General features: G+C 67.3%; 21 protein-coding genes. 7 read left to right on the forward strand and 14 right to left on the reverse strand.

Annotation, left to right across the window (positions count from 1 at the left end; genetic code table 11):
* Window positions 1-49 precede the first annotated feature (49 nt).
* Complete coding sequence (locus tag ACODRX_RS15255; RefSeq protein WP_488872371.1) at window positions 50-1,054, forward strand: PfkB family carbohydrate kinase; 1,005 nt, start codon at window positions 50-52, stop codon at window positions 1,052-1,054.
* A gap of 27 nt (window positions 1,055-1,081) precedes the next feature.
* Here ACODRX_RS15255 and ACODRX_RS15260 read toward each other — a convergent pair whose 3' ends face one another.
* Both ACODRX_RS15260 and ACODRX_RS15265 read right to left on the reverse strand, forming a co-directional pair.
* Complete coding sequence (locus tag ACODRX_RS15260) at window positions 1,082-1,894, reverse strand: GntR family transcriptional regulator (protein WP_488872372.1); 813 nt, start codon at window positions 1,892-1,894, stop codon at window positions 1,082-1,084.
* Window positions 1,895-1,916: 22 nt separating this feature from the next.
* Window positions 1,917-2,810 carry a DMT family transporter gene (locus ACODRX_RS15265; protein ID WP_488872373.1) on the reverse strand — a complete coding sequence of 298 codons (894 nt, stop codon included), beginning with the start codon at window positions 2,808-2,810 and terminating at the stop codon, window positions 1,917-1,919.
* A gap of 104 nt (window positions 2,811-2,914) precedes the next feature.
* On the opposite strand from ACODRX_RS15265, the gene ACODRX_RS15270 reads away from it, so the two are divergent.
* From ACODRX_RS15270 to ACODRX_RS15280, 3 genes are read left to right on the forward strand one after another with little or no spacing between them, the layout of a single operon-like run.
* On the forward strand, window positions 2,915-3,895 hold the full coding sequence (locus ACODRX_RS15270) for a quinone oxidoreductase family protein (RefSeq protein ID WP_488872374.1): 981 nt from the start codon (window positions 2,915-2,917) through the stop codon (window positions 3,893-3,895).
* A gap of 8 nt (window positions 3,896-3,903) precedes the next feature.
* The gene (locus ACODRX_RS15275; protein ID WP_488872375.1) at window positions 3,904-4,740 is read left to right on the forward strand and encodes an NUDIX hydrolase; all 837 of its coding nucleotides are present in this window, start codon (window positions 3,904-3,906) and stop codon (window positions 4,738-4,740) included.
* Window positions 4,716-5,996, forward strand: coding sequence for an NAD(P)/FAD-dependent oxidoreductase (locus tag ACODRX_RS15280; RefSeq protein WP_488872376.1), 1,281 nt, complete (start codon window positions 4,716-4,718; stop codon window positions 5,994-5,996). Before ACODRX_RS15275 ends, ACODRX_RS15280 begins: the two co-directional genes overlap by 25 nt.
* Before the next feature lie 98 nt (window positions 5,997-6,094).
* Here ACODRX_RS15280 and ACODRX_RS15285 read toward each other — a convergent pair whose 3' ends face one another.
* From ACODRX_RS15285 to ACODRX_RS15310, 6 genes are all read right to left on the reverse strand, one after another.
* Window positions 6,095-8,407, reverse strand: a complete 2,313-nt coding sequence (locus ACODRX_RS15285; protein ID WP_488872377.1) for an NADP-dependent malic enzyme — start codon at window positions 8,405-8,407, stop codon at window positions 6,095-6,097.
* Window positions 8,408-8,609: 202 nt separating this feature from the next.
* Complete coding sequence (locus ACODRX_RS15290; RefSeq protein ID WP_488872378.1) at window positions 8,610-10,097, reverse strand: nucleobase:cation symporter-2 family protein; 1,488 nt, start codon at window positions 10,095-10,097, stop codon at window positions 8,610-8,612.
* A gap of 352 nt (window positions 10,098-10,449) precedes the next feature.
* Window positions 10,450-11,709: a M20 family metallopeptidase gene (locus ACODRX_RS15295; RefSeq protein WP_488872379.1), complete on the reverse strand. Its 1,260-nt coding sequence runs from the start codon at window positions 11,707-11,709 to the stop codon at window positions 10,450-10,452.
* Complete coding sequence (gene uraD / locus ACODRX_RS15300; protein WP_488872380.1) at window positions 11,706-13,478, reverse strand: 2-oxo-4-hydroxy-4-carboxy-5-ureidoimidazoline decarboxylase; 1,773 nt, start codon at window positions 13,476-13,478, stop codon at window positions 11,706-11,708. The genes ACODRX_RS15295 and uraD overlap by 4 nt, the downstream gene beginning before the upstream one ends.
* A 4-nt stretch (window positions 13,479-13,482) precedes the next feature.
* Window positions 13,483-14,442, reverse strand: a complete 960-nt coding sequence (gene puuE, locus ACODRX_RS15305) for an allantoinase PuuE (protein ID WP_488872381.1) — start codon at window positions 14,440-14,442, stop codon at window positions 13,483-13,485.
* A complete protein-coding gene (locus ACODRX_RS15310; RefSeq protein WP_488872382.1) occupies window positions 14,439-15,116 on the reverse strand; it encodes a GntR family transcriptional regulator in 678 nt (225 codons plus the stop codon). Before ACODRX_RS15310 ends, puuE begins: the two co-directional genes overlap by 4 nt.
* A gap of 94 nt (window positions 15,117-15,210) precedes the next feature.
* Here ACODRX_RS15310 and uraH point away from each other — a divergent pair, with 94 nt between their 5' ends.
* A complete protein-coding gene (gene uraH / locus ACODRX_RS15315) occupies window positions 15,211-15,561 on the forward strand; it encodes a hydroxyisourate hydrolase (protein WP_488872383.1) in 351 nt (116 codons plus the stop codon).
* A gap of 205 nt (window positions 15,562-15,766) precedes the next feature.
* On the opposite strand, the gene ACODRX_RS15320 is transcribed toward uraH, so the two are convergent.
* Window positions 15,767-16,237, reverse strand: a complete 471-nt coding sequence (locus ACODRX_RS15320) for a hypothetical protein (protein ID WP_488872384.1) — start codon at window positions 16,235-16,237, stop codon at window positions 15,767-15,769.
* 74 nt (window positions 16,238-16,311) lie between these two features.
* On the opposite strand from ACODRX_RS15320, the gene xdhC reads away from it, so the two are divergent.
* Window positions 16,312-17,181 (forward strand): xanthine dehydrogenase accessory protein XdhC, encoded by an 870-nt coding sequence (xdhC, locus tag ACODRX_RS15325; protein WP_488872385.1) that lies wholly within the window; start codon window positions 16,312-16,314, stop codon window positions 17,179-17,181.
* A 204-nt stretch (window positions 17,182-17,385) separates the two neighbouring features.
* A complete protein-coding gene (locus tag ACODRX_RS15330) occupies window positions 17,386-18,639 on the forward strand; it encodes a urate hydroxylase PuuD (protein ID WP_488872386.1) in 1,254 nt (417 codons plus the stop codon).
* Window positions 18,640-18,827: 188 nt separating this feature from the next.
* On the opposite strand, the gene ACODRX_RS15335 is transcribed toward ACODRX_RS15330, so the two are convergent.
* The 5 genes from ACODRX_RS15335 to eno all read right to left on the reverse strand — a co-directional run bounded on the left by ACODRX_RS15335 (window position 18,828) and on the right by eno (window position 21,975).
* Complete coding sequence (locus ACODRX_RS15335; RefSeq protein WP_488872387.1) at window positions 18,828-19,226, reverse strand: DUF3800 domain-containing protein; 399 nt, start codon at window positions 19,224-19,226, stop codon at window positions 18,828-18,830.
* Window positions 19,227-19,391: 165 nt separating this feature from the next.
* Complete coding sequence (locus ACODRX_RS15340) at window positions 19,392-19,691, reverse strand: DUF3800 domain-containing protein (protein ID WP_488872388.1); 300 nt, start codon at window positions 19,689-19,691, stop codon at window positions 19,392-19,394.
* Window positions 19,692-19,772: 81 nt separating this feature from the next.
* Entirely contained in the window at window positions 19,773-20,297 is a 525-nt protein-coding gene (locus tag ACODRX_RS15345) for a hypothetical protein (RefSeq protein WP_488872389.1), read from the reverse strand.
* An 81-nt stretch (window positions 20,298-20,378) separates the two neighbouring features.
* A complete protein-coding gene (locus ACODRX_RS15350) occupies window positions 20,379-20,657 on the reverse strand; it encodes an FtsB family cell division protein (protein ID WP_488872390.1) in 279 nt (92 codons plus the stop codon).
* Between the two features lie 31 nt (window positions 20,658-20,688).
* A complete protein-coding gene (gene eno / locus ACODRX_RS15355; protein WP_488872391.1) occupies window positions 20,689-21,975 on the reverse strand; it encodes a phosphopyruvate hydratase in 1,287 nt (428 codons plus the stop codon).
* Window positions 21,976-22,052 lie beyond the last annotated feature (77 nt).

Genomic DNA, 22,052 nt, shown 5'->3' on the forward strand with positions numbered 1-22,052 from the left:
CATGGAGCAGGCTGGACAGCCGGCCTCTGTCGGGCATAAGCTGGCGGCCATGTCGCCGCATTCCCATCCGCAGATCCTCGTGGTGGGCAGCTATGTCCAGGCCTGCTGCTGGCAGGTGGAGCGGCTGCCGCGCGCCGGTGAAACCCTGGCCGCCGCCCAGCTGTGGGTGGAGCCCGGCGGCAAGGGGCTGAACGTGGCGGTGGGCTTGGCGCGCCTGGCGGAGCCGGGCGCGCGCGTGTCGGTGCTGATGGCCTGCGGCAGCGACAGCGCGGGGGACTGCCTGCAGGCGCTGCTGGCGGCCGAAGGCATCGATGGCCGCCATCTGGCCCGGCTGCCCGGCCACTCCGGCATGGGCTGCGGCCTGGTCGGCCCGGGCGGCGAGAACCAGATCGTGGTCTACCCCGGCGCCAACGCCTTGCTGGGCGCCGGGCATGCCGATGCCGCGGCGGCGCAGCTGGCGTCGGCCGCGATGGTGTATGCGCAGCTGGAGGCCGCGCTGCCGGCGGTGGAGCGCGCGCTGGCCATGGCGGCAGCGGCCGGGGCGGTGACGGTGCTCAATCCCTCGCCCTGGTGCGAGCCTTCGCCAGCGCTGCGCGAGGCCACGCAGGTGCTGATCGTCAACCAGGCCGAGGCCACCGCCTTGCTGGGTATGGAGCCGGGCACAGGCGCGGGCCTGCCCGGGCAGCTGCTGCAGCGGCTGGCCCGGCAATGGCCGCGCCTGACGCAGCTGCTGCTCACCCAGGGGCCGCGGGGCAGCCTGGGGTTTGAGCGCTTGGCGGCCACCGGGCATTGGCAAGGCTGGCAGGTCGATGCATGCGCGGTGGATGCGGTCGATGCGGTGGGGGCGGGCGATGCCTTTGCCGCCGCCTACATGAGCGCGCAGCTGTCGGGCTGCGGCATGGCGCAGTCCATGCAGCGCGCGCAGCGCTGCGCGGCCCATGTGGTGGCCGGCGCGGGCGTGCTGGCGCGGCTGCCGCGGCGCGAGCAACTGCGGCCCTGGCTGGAAGACGGCTCGCTGCCCGCCGCGCGGCCGCTCAGGCCGGGCCGGCGATAGCCATGCCGGTGGTAGCGCCTTGCCGGGCTAAACCGTCAGGCGCGTGCGGTACACATAGGCATCGCCGCGGAAGGTGCCCTCCACATATTCGACCAGCGCGATCACCGGCGCGTTGGCATAGGTGCGGCGCTTGAGCAGCAGGCAGGGCTGGGGGCTGGCATAGCCGAAGGCCTCGTTCTCCTCGGCGGCGCTGAGCACGGCTTCCACCGTCTGGTCGGCATGGGCCAGGCGCAGGCCGCAGCGCTCGCGCAGCCAGGCGTAGGCGGAGCCCTCGCCGTTCCACTGCGCCAGCTGTGGTGCGACCGACAGGTCGTACCAGGCCAGCTCCCGCGTCATCGGTATGCCATCGCCCAGGCGGATGCGCGCCACATGCAGAAAGCGCGAGCCCGACGGGCGCCCGAAGATCGAGGCGATGCGCCGGTCCTGGGTCTGCGCCAGCTGCAGCAGCTGGGTCGATGCCGCCATGCCGAGCTCACGCATCTCTTCGGTGAAGCCCTGCAGCCGCCCCAGCATGGGCTGCACGCGCGCCGGCTGCGGCAGCGCGACCGCCTGCACCGCGGTGCCCGCCCGTCCGCGACCGGCCAGCACGCCCATGCGGCGCAGCTCGTCGTAGCAGCGCTTGACGGTGACGCGGCTCACACCCAGCGCCAGCGCCAGCTCGCGCTCGGTGGGCAGGCCCATGCCCGTGGCCAGGCTGCCGTTGCCCAGCAGCTGGCACATCTGCTGGAACAGCTGGCGCCACAGCGGCTCATGGTGCGCGCTGTCGAGCGCCAGGGCGGAAAACGGCGCCGGCAGCCCACGGGCGCCGGAGGGGGGAGCAGGATCGGGAAGCGGTCTCATGACCCCCGTACTATCGCATGGCCTAGCGCCGCGACGACACCACGATGCCGCCGACGATCAGCGCGAACGCGATGCCGTGGTACAGCCGCGGCGGCTCGCCCAGGAAGGCGGCCGACAGCACCGCCGCGAACAGCGGGGTGAGGTTGGCGAAAAAGCCCGCCACCGTCGGCCCCACGCGCTGCACGCCGGCGCCCCAGGCGCGGTAGGCCAGCACTGCCGGGCCGATGGTGATATAGGCCACCGCGGCCAGCAGCGTGGGCGTCCACTCGGCGTGCAGCTTGCCCACGGCCCACTCGCCGGCCGTGAAGGCGCCCGACCAGAGCCAGCCGAAAGCCAGTTGCGCCATCAGAAAGGCGGCCCAGTCGCCGCGTATGGACGCGGGCTCGCTGGTGCGCGTCAGCAGCCAGCTGTAGAGCGACCAGCAGGCGGTGGCCAGCAGCATGTACAGATCGCCCGGCACCAGCCGCAGCGCCAGTAGCTGCTGCCAGTCGCCATGGCTGAGCACCGCCAGCACGCCGGCAATCGACAGCAGCGCGCCCAGCATCTGCGCGCCGGTGATGCGCACGCCGAACAGCAGCGTGCCGAAGCCCATCATCCACAGCGGCATGCTGGCGGCCACCAGCGTGACGTTGATCGGCCCCGAGGTCTGCAGTGCCAGATACTGCAGCGCGTTGTAGCAGCCTACGCCCAGCAGGCCGATCAGCGCATAGCGGCGCCAGTGCGGCCACAGCGGGCTGCCGCGGCGCAGCACCTGCCAGCTCAGCGGCAGCAGCAGGGCCAGCGCCAGCGTCCAGCGCACGAAGTTGAGCAGCATCGGCGAGGCCAGGTCGTGCACCAGCCGGCCGGCCACCGCGTTGCCCGCCCACATCAGCGGCGCAAATATCAACAGCAGGACGGTGGATGGAGTCAGTCGCATGGCGGCACTGTAAACCGTGTGCCCTGCAGGCGCAGGCAAATCGTGGCAGGATTCGACACGCGCGCGACCTGGCGCAGTCATTTTCCCCCCGAAGGAGCAAGCCCATGCCTTTAGCCGTACAGATTCAACAGACCGGAGGCCCCGAGGCCATGCAGCTGGTGCAGGTGCCGGTGGCCGAGCCGCAGCAGGGCGAGGTGCGCATCCGCCACCACGCCATCGGGCTGAACTTCATCGACGTCTACCAGCGCACCGGCCTGTACCAGCTGCCGCTGCCGCTGCAGCTGGGCATGGAGGCGGCCGGCGTGGTCGAGGCGGTGGGCCCGGGCGTTTCGCACCTGAGCGTGGGCGACCGCGTGGCCTACGCCACCAACCCGCCCGGCAGCTACAGCGAGCTGCGCACCATGCCCGCGCAGTTCGTCTGCCGCCTGCCGGATGGCATCGGCTTCGAGACCGGCGCCGCGATGATGCTCAAGGGCATGACGGCGCAGTACCTGCTCAAGCGCTGCCGGCCTGCCGAGGGGCTGGAGGCCGGCGACCATGTGCTGTTCCATGCCGCTGCCGGCGGCGTGGGGCTGATCGCCTGCCAGTGGGGCAAGGCGCTGGGCCTGCAGGTGATCGCCACCGCCGGCTCCGACGAGAAATGCCAGCTGGCGCTGGCCAACGGCGCGGCCCATGCCATCAACTACCGCAGCGAGAACTTTGCCGAGCGGGTGCAGCAGATCACCGGCGGGCGGGGCGTGAAAGTGGTGTACGACTCGGTTGGCAAGGACACCTGGGAGGGCTCGCTGCAGTGCCTCAGGCGCTTCGGGCTGATGGTCTCGTTCGGCAATGCCTCGGGGCCGGTGCCGCCGTTCGCGCCCGCGTCGCTCGCGCCCAAGAGCCTGTACGTCACGCGCCAGACGCTGTTCGCGCACCTGTCCTCGCGCGAGGCCTGCCAGGCCATGGCCGACGACCTGTTCGCGGTGGTCGAGTCGGGCCAGGTCAAGATCCACATCGAGCAGCGCTTTGCGCTGGCCGATGTACAGGCGGCGCACCGTGCGCTCGAGGCGCGGCAGACCACGGGCAGCACCATCTTGCTGCCGTGAGGGCATCGATGGGCAATGGATCGGATGGGCCGGCCTGGGCGCTGCAGGCCCGGCAGTCGCTGCAGCGCCCGCCGCTGCAGCCGCGTATTCCCTTCGTGGTGGGCGGCCATGTGGTGGGCTCGCTGCTGGAGCATTTCCTGATCGAGACCGGGCTGCCCGGCCGCCTGGCCGATGGCGTGCTGCTGATCAAGCGCGAGCATGCGGGCGCGGCGGCCTGGGTGCTGGAGTTCGAGCGCGGCGACGCTACCGCCGCGCTGAACCGCCTGGCCCAGGCGCTGCGCGCCGCGGGCCGCAGCGGCGCCTGGCGCAACGAACAGCTGCTGGTGCGCGCGGCAGGCGGCCATGCGGTGGGCACGGTCGAGCGTGGCGCGGTGCGGCCGCTGGGCATTGCCACGCAGGCGGTGCACCTGGTAGGGCTGGCGCCCGATGGCGGCTGCTGGGTGCAGCAGCGCTCGGCCCACAAGGACAGCTACCCCGGCCGCTGGGACACGCTGATGGGCGGCATGGTGTCGTCGGGCGACACGCTGGAGCAGGCGCTGGCGCGCGAAACCTGGGAAGAGGCCGGCCTGCGCATGGCCGAGCTGCAGGCGCTGCACCGGGGCGGCGTGCTGCGCTTTCGCCAGCCGGCCAGCGATGGCGACAGCGACGGCCGGGGGCTGAGCTATATGCACGAAGACATCCACTGGTGGCGCTGCACCCTGCCGCAGGGCCTGGTGCCGAGCAACCAGGACGGCGAGGTGCAGCAGTTCGCCTGCTGGCCGCGCGAGCGGCTGCAGCAGGAGCTCGCGGCGGATGCCTTCACGCCCGAGGCCGCGCTGGTGTGGGCCGGGCATTTTGGATGGTGAATATGGCCGCAGATACGGCAAATGAAAAGCCGCCGCGCGTCGCGGTGATCGGCGCCGGCGTGGTGGGCGTGAGTACCGCGCTGGCATTGCGCAGCCGGGGCGCCGAGGTCACGCTGCTGGAGCGCGGCGAGCCGGGCATGGCTTGCAGCTATGGCAATTCGGGCGCGATCAGCCCGGGCTCGGTGGCGCCGCTGGCGCTGCCCGGCGTGCTCAGGAGCGTGCCCGGCATGCTGCTGGATGCCGACGGGCCGCTGTCGCTGCCGCTGCGCTACCTGCCGCGGGCGGCCTCCTGGCTGGTGGCGTTCGCCCAGTCCGCCGAGCCGTCGAAGGTGCGGGCCGCCGCCGCGGTGCTGAACGAGCTGTACCGTGGCGCGGTCGATGCGCACGAGCGCATGGCCCGCGCGCTGGGCGTGCCCGAGTTGTTCATCCGCCACGGCCACCTGCACCTGTACCCGGATGCGGCGGCGGCCGACAAGGATGCGCTGGGCTGGCAGCTGCGCGAGCAGTACGGCTATGCGGTGCAGCGTCTGGACCGCGCCGGCATCGAGGCGCTGGAGCCGCAGGCGCCCCATGGCTATGCGCACGGCCGCTTACTGGCGGACCATGGCACGGTCCTCAACCCCTACCGCTATGTGCAGGCCCTGCTGCAGGCCTTCTTGCGCCGCGGCGGGCAGCTGCTGCGGGCCGATGTGCGGCGGCTGCGGCCGCTGGAGGAGGGCTGGCGCATCGAGATGGACGGCGCGCCGGCACAGTCCTGCTCCCAGGTGGTGGTGGCGGCCGGCGCCTGGGCGCCGCAGCTGCTCAAGCCGCTGGGCATGTGGCTGCCCATCGAGTCGCAGCGCGGCTACCACGTGCAGTTCGCCGGCGCCCAGGCCCTGGTGCAGCGCACCGTGGTGCTGGCGGACAAGAAGGTGTTTGTCGCGCCGATGGAGGGCGGCCTGCGCGTGGGCGGCACGGTGGAGATCGCCGGGCTGAAGGCCCCGCCGAACCCGCGCCGCGCAGCGATGCTGCAGCGCATCGCGCGCGAGGCTTTCCCGGCGCTGGGCGAGCGGCCGGCCGAGAGCTGGATGGGCCACCGGCCCTGCCTGCCCAATTCGGTGCCGGTGGTGGGGCATGTCGATGCGCTGCCGGGGCTGTGGCTGGCGGTGGGGCATGGGCATCTGGGGCTGACCGGATCGCTGCCGACCGCGCAGCGGATTGCCGAGGCCATGTGCGGCGGGGATGGAAAGGCGTTCTGGGAGCTGCCGCAGGGCTGATTTTTGGAGAGCAGAGACGCGGCTTCTACATACAAACAAATACGCCAAAAACAAAAAATGGGGCCCGAAGGCCCCGTTTTCATGGGCGCAAGGCCCGCTCAGGCGCGGCGTGCGGCGGCACTGGCCACGGCCAGGGCGGTCATGTTCAGCACGCGGCGCACGGTGGATGCCGGCGTCAGGATGTAGGCCGGCGCCGAGACGCCCATCAGGATCGGGCCCACGGTCACGCCGCCGCTGGTCGTGGTCTTGAGCACGTTGTACAGGATGTTGGCCGCATCGAGGTTCGGGCACACCAGCAGGTTGGCCGCGCCCTTGAGCGAGGTGTCGGCTTCGCCCAGGTAGGTGGCGCGGATCTTGGGCTCGAGCGCGGCATCGCCGTGCAGCTCGCCGTCGCATTCGATCTCGGGATGGCGGGCCACGAAGATGTCGCGCGCGGCGCGCATCTTCCTGGCCGAGGCGCGCTTGGACGAGCCGTAGCTCGAATGCGACAGGAAGGCCACCTTGGCCGGCAGGCCGAAGCGCTGCACCTCTTGCACCGACATCCAGGCGATGTCGGCGAGCTGCTCGGCCGTGGGGTCTTCGTTGACGTAGGTGTCGGTGATGAACAGCGTGCCGTTGTTGGTCATCAGCGCGTTCAGCGCCGCGTAGTGCGAGGCGTCGGGCGCATGGCCCAGGATGTTGTGGATGCGCTCCAGGTGCGTCTCGTAGGTGCCGACCAGGCCGCAGATCATGGCGTCGGCATCGCCGAGCTTGACCATCAGCGAGGCGATGATGGTGTTGGAGCGGCGCACCGCCGCCTTGGCCACCTCGGCGGTGGCGCCGTCGCGCTTCATCAGCTGGTGGTAGTGCTCCCAGTACTGGCGAAAGCGCGGGTCGTCCGACGGGTCTACCACCTCGAAGTCCTTGCCCGGCTGCATGCGCAGGCCGGCCTTCTCGATGCGGGCCTGGATCACCGCGGGGCGGCCGATCAGGATGGGGCGGGCGATGCGGTCGTCGATGGCGAACTGGGCCGCGCGCAGCGCGCGCTCGTCCTCGCCATCGGCGTAGGCGACGCGCTTTTGCGCATCGGCCACCGCCTTGGCGGCGCTGATCACCGGGCGCATCAGGATGCCGGTCTGGAACACGAAGCGCGACAACTGCTCCTTGTAGGCTTCCATGTCGGCGATCGGGCGCGTGGCCACGCCCGACTCCTCGGCAGCCTTGGCCACCGCGGGCGCGATCTTCAGGATCAGGCGCGAGTCGAACGGCGTGGGGATCAGGTAGTCGGGGCCGAAGACCAGCTCCTTGCCGGCATAGGCGTTGGCTACTTCCTCGCTGATGTTCTCCTTGGCCAGCGCGGCGATCTGGCGCACGCAGGCGAGCTTCATCGCCTCGGTGATCTTGGTGGCGCCGCAGTCCAGCGCGCCGCGGAAGATGTACGGGAAGCACAGGACGTTGTTGACCTGGTTCGGGTAGTCGGAGCGGCCGGTGGCGATGATGCAGTCGGGGCGGATGGCCTTGGCCAGCTCGGGGCGGATCTCGGGCTCGGGGTTGGCCAGCGCCAGGATGATGGGCTTGTCGGCCATGGTCTTGACCATCTCGGCGGTGAGCACGCCGGGGGCCGAGCAGCCGAGGAACACGTCGGCGCCGTTGACCACGTCGGCCAGCGTGCGGGCTTCGGTCTTCTGTGCGTAGCGGGCCTTGGATTCGTCGAAGCCGCCGGGGCGGCCCTCGTAGATCACGCCCTTGGAGTCGACCACGTAGATGTTCTCGCGCTTGACGCCCAGGCCCACCATCACGTCGAGGCAGGCGATGGCGGCGGCGCCGGCGCCCGAGACCGCGATCTTGACCTGGTCGATCTGCTTGCCCACCAGCTCCAGGCCGTTGAGCAGCGCGCTGCTGGAGATGATGGCGGTGCCGTGCTGGTCGTCATGGAACACCGGGATGTTCATGCGCTTGGACAGCTCGCGCTCGATGTAGAAGCACTCGGGCGCCTTGATGTCCTCAAGGTTGATGCCGCCCAGCGTGGGCTCGAGCGCGGCCACGATCTCGATGATCTTGTCGGGGTCGCGCGCATCGAGTTCGATGTCGAACACATCCACGCCCGCGAACTTCTTGAACAGGCAGCCCTTGCCCTCCATCACCGGCTTGCCGGCCAGCGGGCCGATGTCGCCCAGGCCCAGCACCGCGGTGCCGTTGGTGATCACGCCGACCAGGTTGCCGCGCGAGGTGTACTCGGCCGCCAGCGACGGGTCGGCCTGGATGTCCAGGCAGGGATAGGCCACGCCCGGCGAGTAGGCCAGCGACAGGTCGCGCTGGTTGGACAGGGGCTTGGTGGCGTTGACCGAGATCTTGCCCTTGCTGGGGCTGCGGTGGTATTCACGGGCGGCTTCGCGCAATGCTTGTTCAGCGGCGGACAGTTGTTGTGCCATAGGTGTTGCTCATCAAAAAAACAGAAAGAGGCGTGGCGCCTCTCGGGTCGAATCGGCTCTCGGTCGTCACCGATCAAGAAACATCGTGCTCTGGTTCGCGGACGCTGTCTCGTCGGAGATTCCCTGAGAAGTGTAGCGGCGTGAAACCCCGCAGATGCTGTGTTGGACAACATTCTGCGGGGCCGTGTTTCATCGGTGAGAATCAGTGGGCATCGGCCTGCTTGGCGGCGGCGATGATGTCTTCGGTGCTGCTCTTGGCGCCGTTGAAGAACACGTTCAGCAGCACGGCGCAGATGGAGGCCAGCAAGATGCCCGATTCGATCAGCGGGTGGATGGAGTGCGGCATCCACTGGCGGAAGTTGGGTGCGATCAGCGGGATCATGCCGACGCCGATGGACACGGCCACGATCATGCCGTTGTGCTTGTTGCCGCGGAAGTCCACGTTGCCCAGGATGCGGATGCCGGTGGCCGCCACCATGCCGAACATCACCAGGCCGGCGCCGCCGAGCACCACGGTGGGCAGGGATTCCACCAGTGCGCCGAGCTTGGGCAGCACGCCCAGGATGATGAGGATGAAGCCGCCCGCCACGCAGACCCAGCGGCTCTTGACGCCGGTCACCGCCACCAGGCCCACGTTCTGCGAGAAGCTGGTGTAGGGGAAGGTGTTGAAGATGCCGCCCAGCAGCGTGCCCAGGCCGTCGGTGCGCAGGCCGCGGGTCATGTCGGCCTGGCTGATCTCGCGCTCGGTCATGTCGCCCAGCGCGAGGAACATGCCTACCGATTCGATCATCACCACCACCATCACCAGCGACATGGTCAGGATCAGGATGGGGTTGAACACCGGCATCGCGATTTCCAGCGGCATCACGATGTCGAACCAGCCGGCCTTGGCCACCTTGTCGAAGTTCATCAGGCCCATGGCGGAGGCGATGACGGCGCCGATCACGATGCCGGCCAGCACCGCGATGTTGGACAGGAAGCCCTTGGCGAACTTGGCGATCAGCAGGATCGAGACCAGCACCACGCCCGAGATGCCCACGCCGGTCAGGTCGGCGTACTTGGGGTTGGGCACCGAGGGCAGGATGGCCAGGCCGCTGGGCACCGGCGGCAGCGACGAGCCCGGCGCGCCGGCGGCGGCCTGCGCGGCCTGCAGCCACTTCAGGTGCTCGGGGTTGGCCACCGCCGGAGCCGTCGGCCCCACCGGGTTGCCGAAGATCCAGTTGATGCCCACGCGCATCAGGCTGATGCCGATGACCGCGATGATGGTGCCGGTCACCACCGGCGGAAAGAAGCGCAGCATGCGGCTGATGAAGGGCGCGATGATGATCGAGACCACGCCCGCGCCGATCACCGAGCCGAAGATCAGCCCGGCGCCGTAGGTGCCGCCGGTGGTCTGGGCCATCGAGATCATCGGCGCGACGCTGGCGAAGGTCACGCCCATCATCACCGGCAGTTTGATGCCGAACCACTGGGTGGCGCCCCAGGCCTGGATTAGCGTGACCAGGCCGCAGACGAAGAGGTCGGCCGAGATCAGTTTGCTGATCTGGTCGGGCGAGAGGTTCAGCGCCCGGCCCACGATCAGCGGCACCGCCACCGCGCCGGCATACATCACCAGCACGTGTTGCAGACCGAGCGCGGTCAATCTTCCCAGGGGCAGCATTTCATCGACGGGGTGTACTTGCGGCTGCATCGTTTCTCTCCTAATAGCGGATCATCGGTGTTGTAGAGGTGGTGCGCATAAAATGCGCGCAATCAATCCATACAAAAAGTGTATACACGTTATATGGATTGCCGTCTCCCGGGAAACCCTGAAATGTTGTTCGTTGCTGCTGCAACCGACGGTGGCCGAAGCGCATGGCAACCCTCCGCGGCGTTGGCTCCTGGGCGCGCCGGCCGAGCCGCCGAAGCCTTGTGGAACAAGGAGATGGCGCCCATCTTCGCAGCCTTTGGCGGCATGGGGGCGGCCTGGCGGCAAAAAAACGGGCACCCGAAGGTGCCCGTGCCGTGTGTTGCGCCGGCGCTGCCGCGCCAGCGCATAGCTCTTATGCCAGCAGGTCATGCAGCATGCGCGCGACCACCTTGGTGGCGCGGCGCAGGTCTTCGAGCACCAGGCGCTCGTCGGCGCGCTTGGCATGCGACTCCAGCACGGTGCGCGGGCCGGCGCCATAGATCACGCCGGGAATGCCTTGCTCGACGTACAGGCGCACGTCGGTGTACAGCGGCGTGCCCACGGCGGGCGGCTTTTCGCCGAACACCGCCTCGGCATGGGTCTGGATCGCGTCCACCAGCGGCTGGTTGCCCGGCAGCGGCGTCATCGCATTGGCCAGCAGCAGGCGCTTGATGTCCACCGTCACCGCGTCTTCGCCGCTGTAGCCGCCCTGGGCGTTGAAGCCGGCAATCGCCTGGGCGATCACCGCGCGGATGCTGGCTTCCACCTCGGCCGGGTTTTCCTCGGGGATCATGCGGCGGTCGATCTTGAGCACGACCTTGCCGGGAATCACATTGGTGTTGGTGCCGCCCTCGATACGGCCGACGTTGACGTACGGGTGCTTGATGCCCGCCACCTTCGAGGTGATCTGCCGGTACTTGGTGTTCTCGGCGTACAGCGCGTTCAGCACGGCCACGGCGGCCTGCAGCGCATCGACGCCGGTGTGCGGCACCGCGGCGTGCGCCATCTTGCCGTGCACCGTCACTTCCATCTGCAGGCAGCCGTTGTGCGCCACCACCACTTCGTAGCTGAAGCCGGCGGCGACCATCAGGTCGGGCTTGGTCAGGCCCTGGGCCAGCAGCCAGCCGGGGCCGAGCAGGCCGCCGAATTCCTCGTCGTAGGTGAAGTGCAGCTCCACGCCGCCCTTGGCCGGCTTGGCCACGGCTTCGAGCGCGCGCAGCGCATAGGTGAAGGTGGCGAAATCGCACTTGCTCACCGCGGCGGCGCGGCCAAAAAGCTTGCCGTCCTCGATCTGGGCGCCGTAGGGGTCCTTGGTCCAGCCTTCGCCGGGCGGCACCACGTCGCCGTGGGCGTTCAATGCCACCGTGCGGCCGCCGCTGCCGAAGGGGCGGCGCACGATCAGGTTGGTGATCGACTCCATGCCGTAGGCCTTGACCTCGGATTCGGGCACCACGTGTTTTTCGGCCTCGTAGCCGAAATCCTTGAGCAGCTCGGCGGTGCGCTCGGCGTGCGGCGCGTTGTTGCCGGGCGGCGTGTCGGTAGGCACGCGCACCAGATCCTGGAAGAAGCGGACCTGCTCATCGAAGTGCTGGTCGATCCATTGGTCCAGCGCGGTATAGGTGGTGTTGCTCATGCTTGGCTCGCAAGTTGTTGAATGACGTGGGTAAAGGCATCGACCGACAGCTGCATGTCGTCGGCGGTCGAGGATTCGAGCGGGTTGTGGCTGATGCCGCTGTTGATGCCGCGCACGAAGAGCATGGCCTGGGGCATGACTTCGTGCAGCTTCATCGCGTCGTGGCCGGCGCCGCTGGGCATGCGGAACAGCGGCACGCCCAGCGAATCCACCGCGGCTTCCCAGCGCTGTTGCCATTCGGGGGCGCTGGGGGCGGCCGCTGCCTGCATGGTCAGCTCGGTGCTGGCGCGCAGGCCGCGGCGCTCGGCGATCGCGTTCAGCTCGGCGAGGATGTCGTTCACCATCGCATCGCGCTGCGCATTGGTGGGCGCGCGCATGTCCAGGCTGAACTTGCAGCTGCCGGGCACCACGTTGATCGAGCCGTTGGGAACCTGAAGCATGCCGACGGTGGCCACCGAGTCGCCGTCCTGCGCGGCGCGCTTTTCGGCGTACAGCATCAGCTCGGCCACGCCGCAGGCGGCGTCGCGGCGGCGGTCCATGGGCGTGGTGCCGGCGTGGCTGGCCATGCCGATCATCTCGCAGACATAGCGGGCGCTGCCGTTGATCGAGGTGACGATGCCCAGCGGGATATCGAGCTCGTTGAGCACCGGGCCCTGCTCGATGTGTACCTCGATGAAGCCCAGGTACTTGGCGACGTCGCGCTGGAGCTTGGGAATGTCGGCGATGCACAGGCCGGCATGCTGCATGGCCTCGCGCATGGTGATGCCGTCCGCGTCCTTCTGCTCCAGCCAGTCGTTGTTGAAGTCGCCGATCAGCGCGCCCGAACCCAGGAAGGTGGCCTTGTAGCGCTGGCCTTCCTCTTCGGCGAAGCCGACGACCTCGATGCCGAAGGGCAGGCGCTTGCCGGCGCGGTGCAGCTCGCGCACGCAGGCCATGGGCACGAAGATGCCCAGGCGGCCATCGTACTTGCCGCCGTTGCGCACGGTGTCGTAGTGGCTGCCGGTCAACAGGTATTTGCCATCGGGCTGGGCAGGGTGGTAGCGGCCCACCACGTTGCCCACGGCATCGATCTCGACCTCGTCGAAGCCGCTCTCGCGCATCCAGTGGCTGATGCGCTGGGCGCAGGCGCGGTGCGCGTCGGTGAGGTAGGTGACGGTGAGCTGGCCCTTCTCGGCATAGCCTTCGTCGCTGTGCTGGGCGAGGCGCTCCTGCCAATCCCAGACGTCGTTGCCAAGCAGGGGCTCGTAGCCGAACTTGTCGTTCAGGCGGATTTCGGCGATGCGGTGGATGTTGCGCAGCGCCTCATCGCGCTCAAAGGCCGGGTGGTTGTGCAGGCGGCGCTCGAAGGTGGCGATGATCTCGGCCTTGGGCAGGCCCAGGCCGCGCGGGCCGCGCACTGCCAGCACCGGCGGAAAGCCGAAGCGGGCCTGGTAGTCGGCATTGAGCTGGCGGATGTGGGCCAGCTCTTCGGGCGTGCAGTTGGTCAGGCCCGCCCTGCCTTGCTCGTTGCTCGACTCGGCGGTGAGCGTATTGGTCTCCATCGCCTTGCCGGCCAGCTCCGGGTGGGCGCGGATCAGTTCGAGCTTTTGCGCGTCGCTGCTGCTCGCCAGCACCTGGACCATCGCGTACTTGAGCTGCGCCAGCGACTGGAAGGGGCGCTGTGCGATCGCCGCCTCGGCGATCCAGGGCGAGTGTTCGTACAGGCCGTCGAGCATCTTGGCGGCTTCGGCGGGGCTCGCCTGGTTGAGTTGTTCAAGCGTGTAGGCCATGGCATTAGTCCTTGCAGGGGTGGGTGGCGGCCCAGTGGCGGGCGATGTCGATGCGGCGGCACACCCAGACATGCTCGTGCTGCTGGATATGGTCGAGGAAGCGCTGCAGCGCGGTGATGCGGCCGGGGCGGCCCAGCAGGCGGCAGTGCATGCCGATGCTCATCATCTTGGGCGCGTTGTCCCCGGCGGGATCGCCCTCCTTGTAGAGCACGTCGAAGCTGTCCTTCAGGTACTGGAAGAACGGGTCGGCATGCGAGTAGCCCTGGGGCAGGGCGAAGCGCATGTCGTTGCAGTCGAGGGTGTAGGGCACGATCAGCTGGTTGGCGCTGCTGCCGTCGCTCTTCTTCACCTTCATCCAGAACGGCAGGTCGTCGCCGTAGTAGTCGCTGTCGTAGGCGAAGCCGCCGAAGTCGGCCACCAGGCGGTGGGTGTTGGGACTGTCGCGGCCGGTGTACCAGCCCAGGCCGTGCTCGTTGCGGCTGCCGAACAGCTGCTGGAAGATCTCCATCGCCTGCCGCATGTGGGCGCGCTCCACCTCTTCGGGCACGCCCTGGTAGTGGATCCACTTGAGGCCGTGGCAGGCGATTTCGTGGCCCAGGCTTACGCAGGCCTGGGCCACCTCGGGGTAGCGCTGCAGCGCCGAGGCCACGCCGAACACGGTCAGCGGCAGGCCGCGCTGCTCGAATTCGCGCAGCAGGCGCCACACGCCGGCGCGTGAGCCGTATTCGTAGATGCCCTCCATGCTCATGTGGCGCTCGGGGTAGGCAGCGGGGTTGAACATTTCGGAGAGGAACTGTTCCGACGCGGCATCGCCGTGCAGCACGCAGTTCTCGCCGCCTTCTTCGTAGTTGAGCACGAACTGCACCGCAATGCGGGCGTGCCGGGGCCATTGGGCATGGGGCGGCCTGGGGCCGTAGCCGGCAAGGTCGCGGGGATAGGGCTGGGTGGCGTCGTAGAGGGTCATAGTGAGATGGTGGACAAGGCCATGGAGAGGTCGTTGGCGGGTACGTCGCGCGTGAAGGTCAGGCCATGCTCGACGTGCTGCAGGTGTTCCTGCATCAGCTGCACGGCGCGTTCCGCGTCCTTGGCTGCGAACGCGTTGACGATGTCTTCGTGCTCCTCGTGGGAGTGGGCCGCCGCGCTTTCGGTCTGGTACATCAGCGTGATGAGGGCGCTGCGCGAGATCAGGTCGCCGAGCATCTGCGCCAGCACTTCGTTGCCCATCAGCTCGGCGATGCGCACATGGAAGTCGCCCAGCAGCTCGGTGCGGCTGCTGACGTCGGCGCGGTGCACGGCCGCCGCCTCCTGGCGCACATGCTCGCGCAGCGCCTTGATCTTGGCGGGCGTCGCCTGGCGCGCGAAGCTGCGGGCCATTTCCGACTCCAGCATGTAGCGCACGGCGAACACCTGGCGCGCCTCTTCGGCGGATGGCGTGGCCACGAAGGCGCCCCGCGCCGGCTCCAGCGTCACCAGGCGGTTTTGCGACAGCTGGAACAGCGCCTGGCGCACCAGGGTGCGCGACACGCCGAAGTGATCGGCCAACTTTTGCTCGGCCAATTTCGTGCCCGGCAGGAGCTTGTGCTCCACAATGGCGCGGGTCAGCGCCTGGGCGATCGCAGAGGTAGATGTCGATTCCATGGTTTGCATCATAGACGTGTTGCGCAAAAAGTGTATACACTTTCGGTGCACATCATGATCCGGATGTGGTTGACAATGAATAGGAGATACCCCTATGGGACTGAGCACTCATGTACTCGACACGATGAACGGCTGCCCCGCCGCGGGCATGCAGATCGCGCTTTACGCCACGCAGGGCGAGCAGGCCACGCTGATCAAGCGCGAGACCCTGAACCACGACGGGCGCACCAACGCCCCGCTGTTCGATAACAACAGCATCAAGGCCGGCACCTACCGGCTGTCGTTCGATGTGGCGGCCTACTTCGCGGCCAAGGGCGTGCAGTTGCCCGAGCCTAACTTCCTGAACGTGGTGAGCATCGACTTCGGCGTGGCCCACACCGACCAGCACTACCACGTGCCGCTGCTGGTGAGCCCCTGGAGCTACGGCACCTACCGCGGCTCCTGAGCCCGGCCCCGAGCCCGGCTAGGTGGCGCGCCCCCGCTCGGGGGTGCGCGCCCGCGCCTGCGGATATTCAAAAATAATAGCTGCCAGCGCTTTATGCATAAGCTCTGGTGGCCAAAAACACTCAAATTCCGCTAGATCGAAGCGCGGATAGGCGCACTATGCCTGGCCGTATAGCGCCCGCCGTCTGCCCGCCTAAGATGGGCCTTCACTCCTGACCTTCCGTCAGCGTCTGCAGCTGGAAGCGGCCGGATTCGTCCCAGAGCCAGGTCTCGGTATAGCTGACCGCGCCCAGCTGCGCGGCGGCCGGAAAAGGCGCGGCCGCGTGCAGCAGCTGCTCGATTTCCGCCGTCACCTCCGGTGCATGGCCGGGCTCGCGCAGCCAGTGCAGCCGCCGGATGCGGCCTGCCGCGTCGATATCGGTGCGCAGCACCGCGATGGCGTACAGCGGCGAGGGCAGAATGCCGTGGAAGATGCGGGCCGCATGGCAGGCATAGAGGTGCGCGGCGGCCTCGGCGCGGTAGGCGATCTCGTCTTCCGCCTGCGACACGGTGGTCGATGCCGCGCCGCTGGCCGGCGTGTCGACGGCCGCCGCAGGCGCCGGGGCCAGCCAGGACCGGATGCGCGCCAGCAGGCCGGGCTCGCCGGGCTCGGGGGGGGGAGTGCAAGAGGTGCTCATGGTGAGGAAATGGTTTCGCTTGCCGCAGGCGCCGTGGACATGGGCTGAGGGTTGATCCCCCAAGGAGACGCAGTGTGACGGCTTTGCAACAGTTTCTGGACCGCCTGGCAAGCCAGCCGGCATGCCTGGTCGAAGTGGAGTCTACACAGGGTTCGGTGCCGCGCGAAAAAGGCGCGTGGATGGCCGTTTTCGCGCCGGGCGGCAAGCTTGGCGCCACTGAATGCGCCACCGACAGCGCCACCGTGGGAACGATTGGCGGCGGCCACCTGGAATGGATGGCGATACAGCAGGCGCTGCGCCTGCTGGCCCAGCCGCTGCCCGGCGAGCTGCGCGAGCGCTATGCGCTCGGCCCCTCGCTGGGCCAGTGCTGCGGCGGCGTGGTGCACCTGCGCTTTCGCCGCGTGGCCGCGGGCGACATCGGGTCGCTGCGCCAGGCCCTGTCGCAGGCCTGGATGTCGGTGGCGCTGTTCGGCTCCGGCCATGTGGGGCGGGCGCTGGTCCAGGCCATGGCGCCGCTGCCGCTGCAGGTGCGGTGGATAGACAGCCGCGAACACGGCTTTCCCGCCCAGGTGCCCGAGAACGTGCAGTGCGAATACTCCGATCCGGTCGAGGCGGCGGTCGCGGGCCTGCCGCCGGGCAGCTCGCTGTTGGCAATGAGCTACAGTCACCAGGAGGATTTCCAGATCCTGCTCGCGGTGCTCCAGCGCATGCGCAAGCGGGCCGACCTCGGCTTCGTGGGCGTGATCGGCAGCCGCACCAAGTGGCAGACCTTTCGCCACCGCATGCAGGCCCGCGGCTTTGGCGACGAGGAGATCGACCGCATCACCTGCCCCATAGGCGTTCCCGGCGTGGACGGCAAGGAGCCCGAGGTGATCGCGGTGGCGGTGGCGGCCCAGCTGCTGCAGTACCGCAGCCGCCTGCAGGCCGCATTGGCGCCCGTTTGAAATCAGGGAAAGCTCTAGGTGTGCGGCCGCAATTTGGCCGCCGCTGAACACCGTTTTTGTATACACTTACGGTTTACAAAATGGTCGCAGCGGAGCCCATGCCCTTCCTGGCATGCGTGCGCGGCCGAAATTGCTGCTCAGAGCGCCCGCCGTGGTGAGCAGGTTCAACACAGGCAGCCCCCACGGCTGCCAAGGATGAGAGCGATGGAAAGCTATCTTCTCGATTGGGCCAACCTGCTGCTGCGATGGCTGCACGTCATCACCGCCATTGCGTGGGTGGGTTCGTCGTTTTACTTTGTTTTTCTGGACAGCAGCCTGACCCCGCCCGAGGATGAAGACCTCAAGAAGCAAGGCGTCAGCGGCGAGCTGTGGGCGCTGCACGGCGGCGGCTTCTACCACCCCGTCAAGTTCAACGTCTCCCCCCCGAAGCTGCCCGACCACCTGCACTGGTTCTATTGGGAGAGCTACACCACCTGGCTCAGCGGCTTTGCGCTGCTGACCGTGTCGTACCTGTGGAATGCCAAGATCTACCTGGTGAACCCGGCCGACCCGAACGCCATGAGCTCGGCCGCCGCGATTGCCGCTGCGCTGTCGTTCCTGGTGGTGTTCTGGCTGCTGTACGACGGCATCTGCCGCAGCTTCGGCCAGAAGAAGAACGGCGACGCCATCGTCGGCGGCATGGTGCTGGTGCTGGTGTGCATTGCCGCCTACCTGGCCACCCACATCTTCCCGGGCCAGGCGGCCTTCTTGCTGATGGGCGCGATGCTCGCCACCTCGATGAGCGCGAATGTGTTCTTCTGGATCATCCCCGGCCAGCGCACCGTGGTGCGGGCGCTGCGCGAGGGCAAGCCGGTCGATCCGATCTACGGCAAGCGCGGCAAGCAGCGCAGCGTGCATAACACCTATTTCACGCTGCCGGTGCTGTTCGCCATGCTGTCGAACCACTACGGCTGGCTCTACAACCATCCGCAGAACTGGCTGGTGCTGATCGGCATGATGTTCGCCGGCGCCGCCATCCGCCAGTTCTTCGTGCTGCGCCACGGCTACAAGCTGGGCCGCAACAGCCATCCCTGGCCGTATGCCGTCGTGGGCATCATCGCCATCATCGCGGTCGGCATCTGGCTCAAGCCCGCCGACAAGCCCGCAGCCGCGGCGCCTGCACCGGCGGCCGCAGGCGCAGCCGGCGCTCCTGCCGCGGCCGCCGCTGGCGCCGTGGGCTACGACCAGGTGTCGAAGATCTTTGCCCAGCATTGCGTGGTGTGCCACAACTCCACCAGCCTGGCGCAAAAGAACGTGAAGCTCGACTCCGCCGCCGAGGTGGCCACGCACACCCAGCAGATCTACCAGCAGGTGGTGATCCTGAAGAAGATGCCCTTTGGCAACCCCGACGGCATCAGCGCCGACGAGCGCGAGCAGATCAAGCGCTGGTTCGAAGGCGGCGCGCCAACGGCGCAGTAAGCTACCGCCCAGCGGCCGCGCCGCTGCTGCGCAACAATGCCCCGGCCTGGCCGGGGCATTTTGTTTTTTGGGGGCAGGGGCGCACGCTGGACTTTTTTCCAAGGCGCTTGCCCGATCCAGGGGGGTGCGCTAGACTAGCGGCTAAATGGATCGGGGGTTCCTGGTCGGCGTCATAGCCTCGGTGAGTTTCATCGGGGCTTTTCGCTTTCCGGAGCCGGGACGGTTTTCAATCCCCAGCCCTCGTAGTCCTTGCCTGCATGGGATCTGCCGCCCTTGCAGAAGAATTTGGCGCGCAGAATATTGAATGCTCTGTTCTTCTGCGTACGATTGAGCAAGTGCCGGCCAATCGGGCGAGCCACAAGATCGGCGAACTGCAGCCCCGTCGAGTTGGTCTTCTTGTCTGCCAAGATGATTTTAAATGGAAGACTCGTTCCAAATTTATTTGCACCATCGCAAATTCGACGGAACTCTAATTCCAGCGCATTGTCTTCTTTTCTTCCTCTGTATTCAACAACTATATAGGTTGTTTTTTGTTCCTGGCCTTTTTCAATTAAAAACTCATAAAGTGTTTCAAGGCACGAAAGCAATGCAATATGGTAGGAATTAGCCTCTTGAGCTGTCTTTGATGGTAGTTCTTTCTTGAGAATCGCGCAGCTGATCAGAACGAACTTCGAATCCGAGATTAGTCCATTGAGTTCCTCAATGAAAAAATCCTTGTGTGATTTACTTGCAAAATTGTTGAATGGCGCAAGTTATTTTCTGATATCGGCTTCATGAAGTACGATGATGTCATGGCCGAAGTTGCGGAACTTAAGGTGTTCCATTGCTGAAACTATTTTGTTGGCGTAATACTCTTTGTGGAAAACACAAAATGCCAATACGAATATTGGGTATCCCTCGTCGACGCTTACAAGTGAATGATCGCCACTTTCATCAACATAGACAATATAGGGACTGTCTTCGTCCTTTGCCGTGACTTTGGTGCTGGGTTTGGTTAGCGTTGGCGGATCTTGGAATAGATCGATTTGCTGAGCCAATTTTTCTGTTCCCAATTACGTTGTCTCCACTGTAGAGGCGGTGGTCCTTGCGCTGCCGGGCTATCCTAGCATCTCCTCCAGTGGCATGAGCGGGCGCTACTGCTCCAGGCCTTGGCCCGGTGCTTTTTGCGCCGCGGCCAGCAGCGACTGGAACAGCTGGTGCTCGCAGTCCGGGTCGCTGCATTTTTCGCACGGGCCCGTCCAGCGCCGCTGGCGCAGCGCGGGCCGCGGCAGCGCCGGCCACGATTGCACGCAGCCGGGGCCCAGGCGCTGCGCGATCGCGCCGAGCGCCTGGTGGGCTTGCCGGGCTTGGTCGACTGGGTCGGTTTGGCTTGGGGGCGCGCCGGCATGGATCACCTGAAAGCCGATGCCCAGCTGCAGCAGCGCGGCGCGCAGCGCCTGGTCGCGGGCCGCGGTGGCGCCCGTAGGGGCCGGGTGCAGGGGCAGGCCCAGCAGCAGGTAGAGCGCGTGCGGGCGGGCGGCGAGCCGGGCCGCATCAGCCGTATCGGCCACGCAGTGCAGCTGCAGCCCCTGTGCCAGGTGGGGGCGCAGCTGCGCCGCGAAGGCCTGCAGCCGCGGCGCATCGGCTGCGAGCAGGTAGACGGCGGGTGGGGAGTCCATATGAAAAAAACGCTCCTGGTTCAGGAGCGTTTGATTGTGCGCGATGGCGTGCGATTGCGTGTGATGAAGGCCGTACCGTGGCTATTTGCGCGTGTACTGCACGAAGACCTCGTTGGGCTTGACCATGCCCAGCTCGGCGCGGGCCTTGGCTTCCACCATGTCCATGCCTTGCTTGAGGTCCTCCACCTCGGTTTCCAGCCGCGCGTTCTCGCGCTTGGCGGCCTCGTTGGCGGTTTTCTGGGTGGCGATCTGCTGCTTCAGCTCGTGCACATAGGGGATGCTGCCACGGCCGTTCCACAGCTGGGCGTGCACCGTGACCAGCAGGGCCAGCAGCACAAAGGGAACGATGCGCGATGTCATGGAAAACGGTCGTGGCGATGAAAAGGGCTAATCAGCGCAGATTGTAGAAGGCTGCGCGGCCGGGGTACACCGCCACGTCGCCCAGGTCTTCCTCGATGCGCAGCAGCTGGTTGTACTTGGCCATGCGGTCCGAGCGCGACAGCGAGCCGGTCTTGATCTGGCCGGCGTTCAGGCCGACCGCGATGTCGGCGATGGTGTTGTCCTCGGTTTCGCCGGAGCGGTGCGAGATCACCGCGGTGTAGCCGGCGCGCTTGGCCATCTCGATGGCGGCGAAGGTCTCGCTCAGGGTGCCGATCTGGTTGATCTTGATCAGGATGGAGTTGGCGATGCGCTTGTCGATGCCTTCCTTGAGGATCTTGGTGTTGGTGACGAACAGGTCGTCGCCCACCAGTTGCACCTTCTGGCCCAGGCGCTCGGTCAGCACCTTCCAGCCGTCCCAGTCGCCTTCGGCCATGCCGTCCTCGATGGAGATGATGGGGTACTTGTCGCACCAGCTGGCCAGCATGTCGGTCCACTGCTCGGCGCTGAGCTTGAGGCCGCCTTCGCCTTCGAGCACGTACTGGCCGTCCTTGTAGAACTCGCTGGCGGCGCAGTCCAGCGCCAGCACGATCTGCTCGCCGGCGGTGTAGCCGGCCTGGGCGATGGCTTCGAGGATCAGCTGGATCGCGGCCTCGTGGTTCTCGACCGACGGAGCGAACCCGCCTTCGTCGCCCACCGCGGTGGGCATGCCGCGGCTGTCGATGATCTTCTTGAGCGCGTGGAACACTTCGGCGCCCCAGCGCAGCGCCTCGCGGAACGAGGGCGCGCCCACCGGCACGATCATGAATTCCTGCAGGTCCAGGCTGTTGTTGGCATGGGCGCCGCCGTTGATGACGTTCATCATCGGCACCGGCAGCTGCACGCCGCCCATGCCGCCGAAGTAGCGGTACAGCGGCAGGCCGGCTTCCTCGGCTGCGGCACGGGCCACGGCCATGGAGACGGCCAGCATGGCGTTGGCGCCCAGGCGGCTCTTGTTGTCGGTGCCGTCCAGGTCGATCAGGGTCTTGTCGAGGAAGGCCTGCTCGGCCGCGTCGAGGCCCAGGATGGCTTCGGAGATCTCGGTGTTGATGTGCTCCACGGCCTTGAGCACGCCCTTGCCGAGAAAGCGGCCCTTGTCGCCGTCGCGCAGCTCGATGGCTTCGCGCGAGCCGGTGGAGGCGCCCGAGGGCACGGCAGCGCGGCCCATCACGCCGGATTCCAGCAGCACGTCGCATTCCACGGTCGGGTTGCCGCGGCTGTCCAGGATTTCGCGGCCTACGATATCAACGATTGCACTCACTTTGAGCCTTTCAGGTTTTTTGAAAACGGATGCGCCGTGCCTTGCTGCAAACCGGGGCGCAGGGCGCTGATGGGCCT

Source organism: Comamonas sp. FG99, assembly GCF_057808605.1.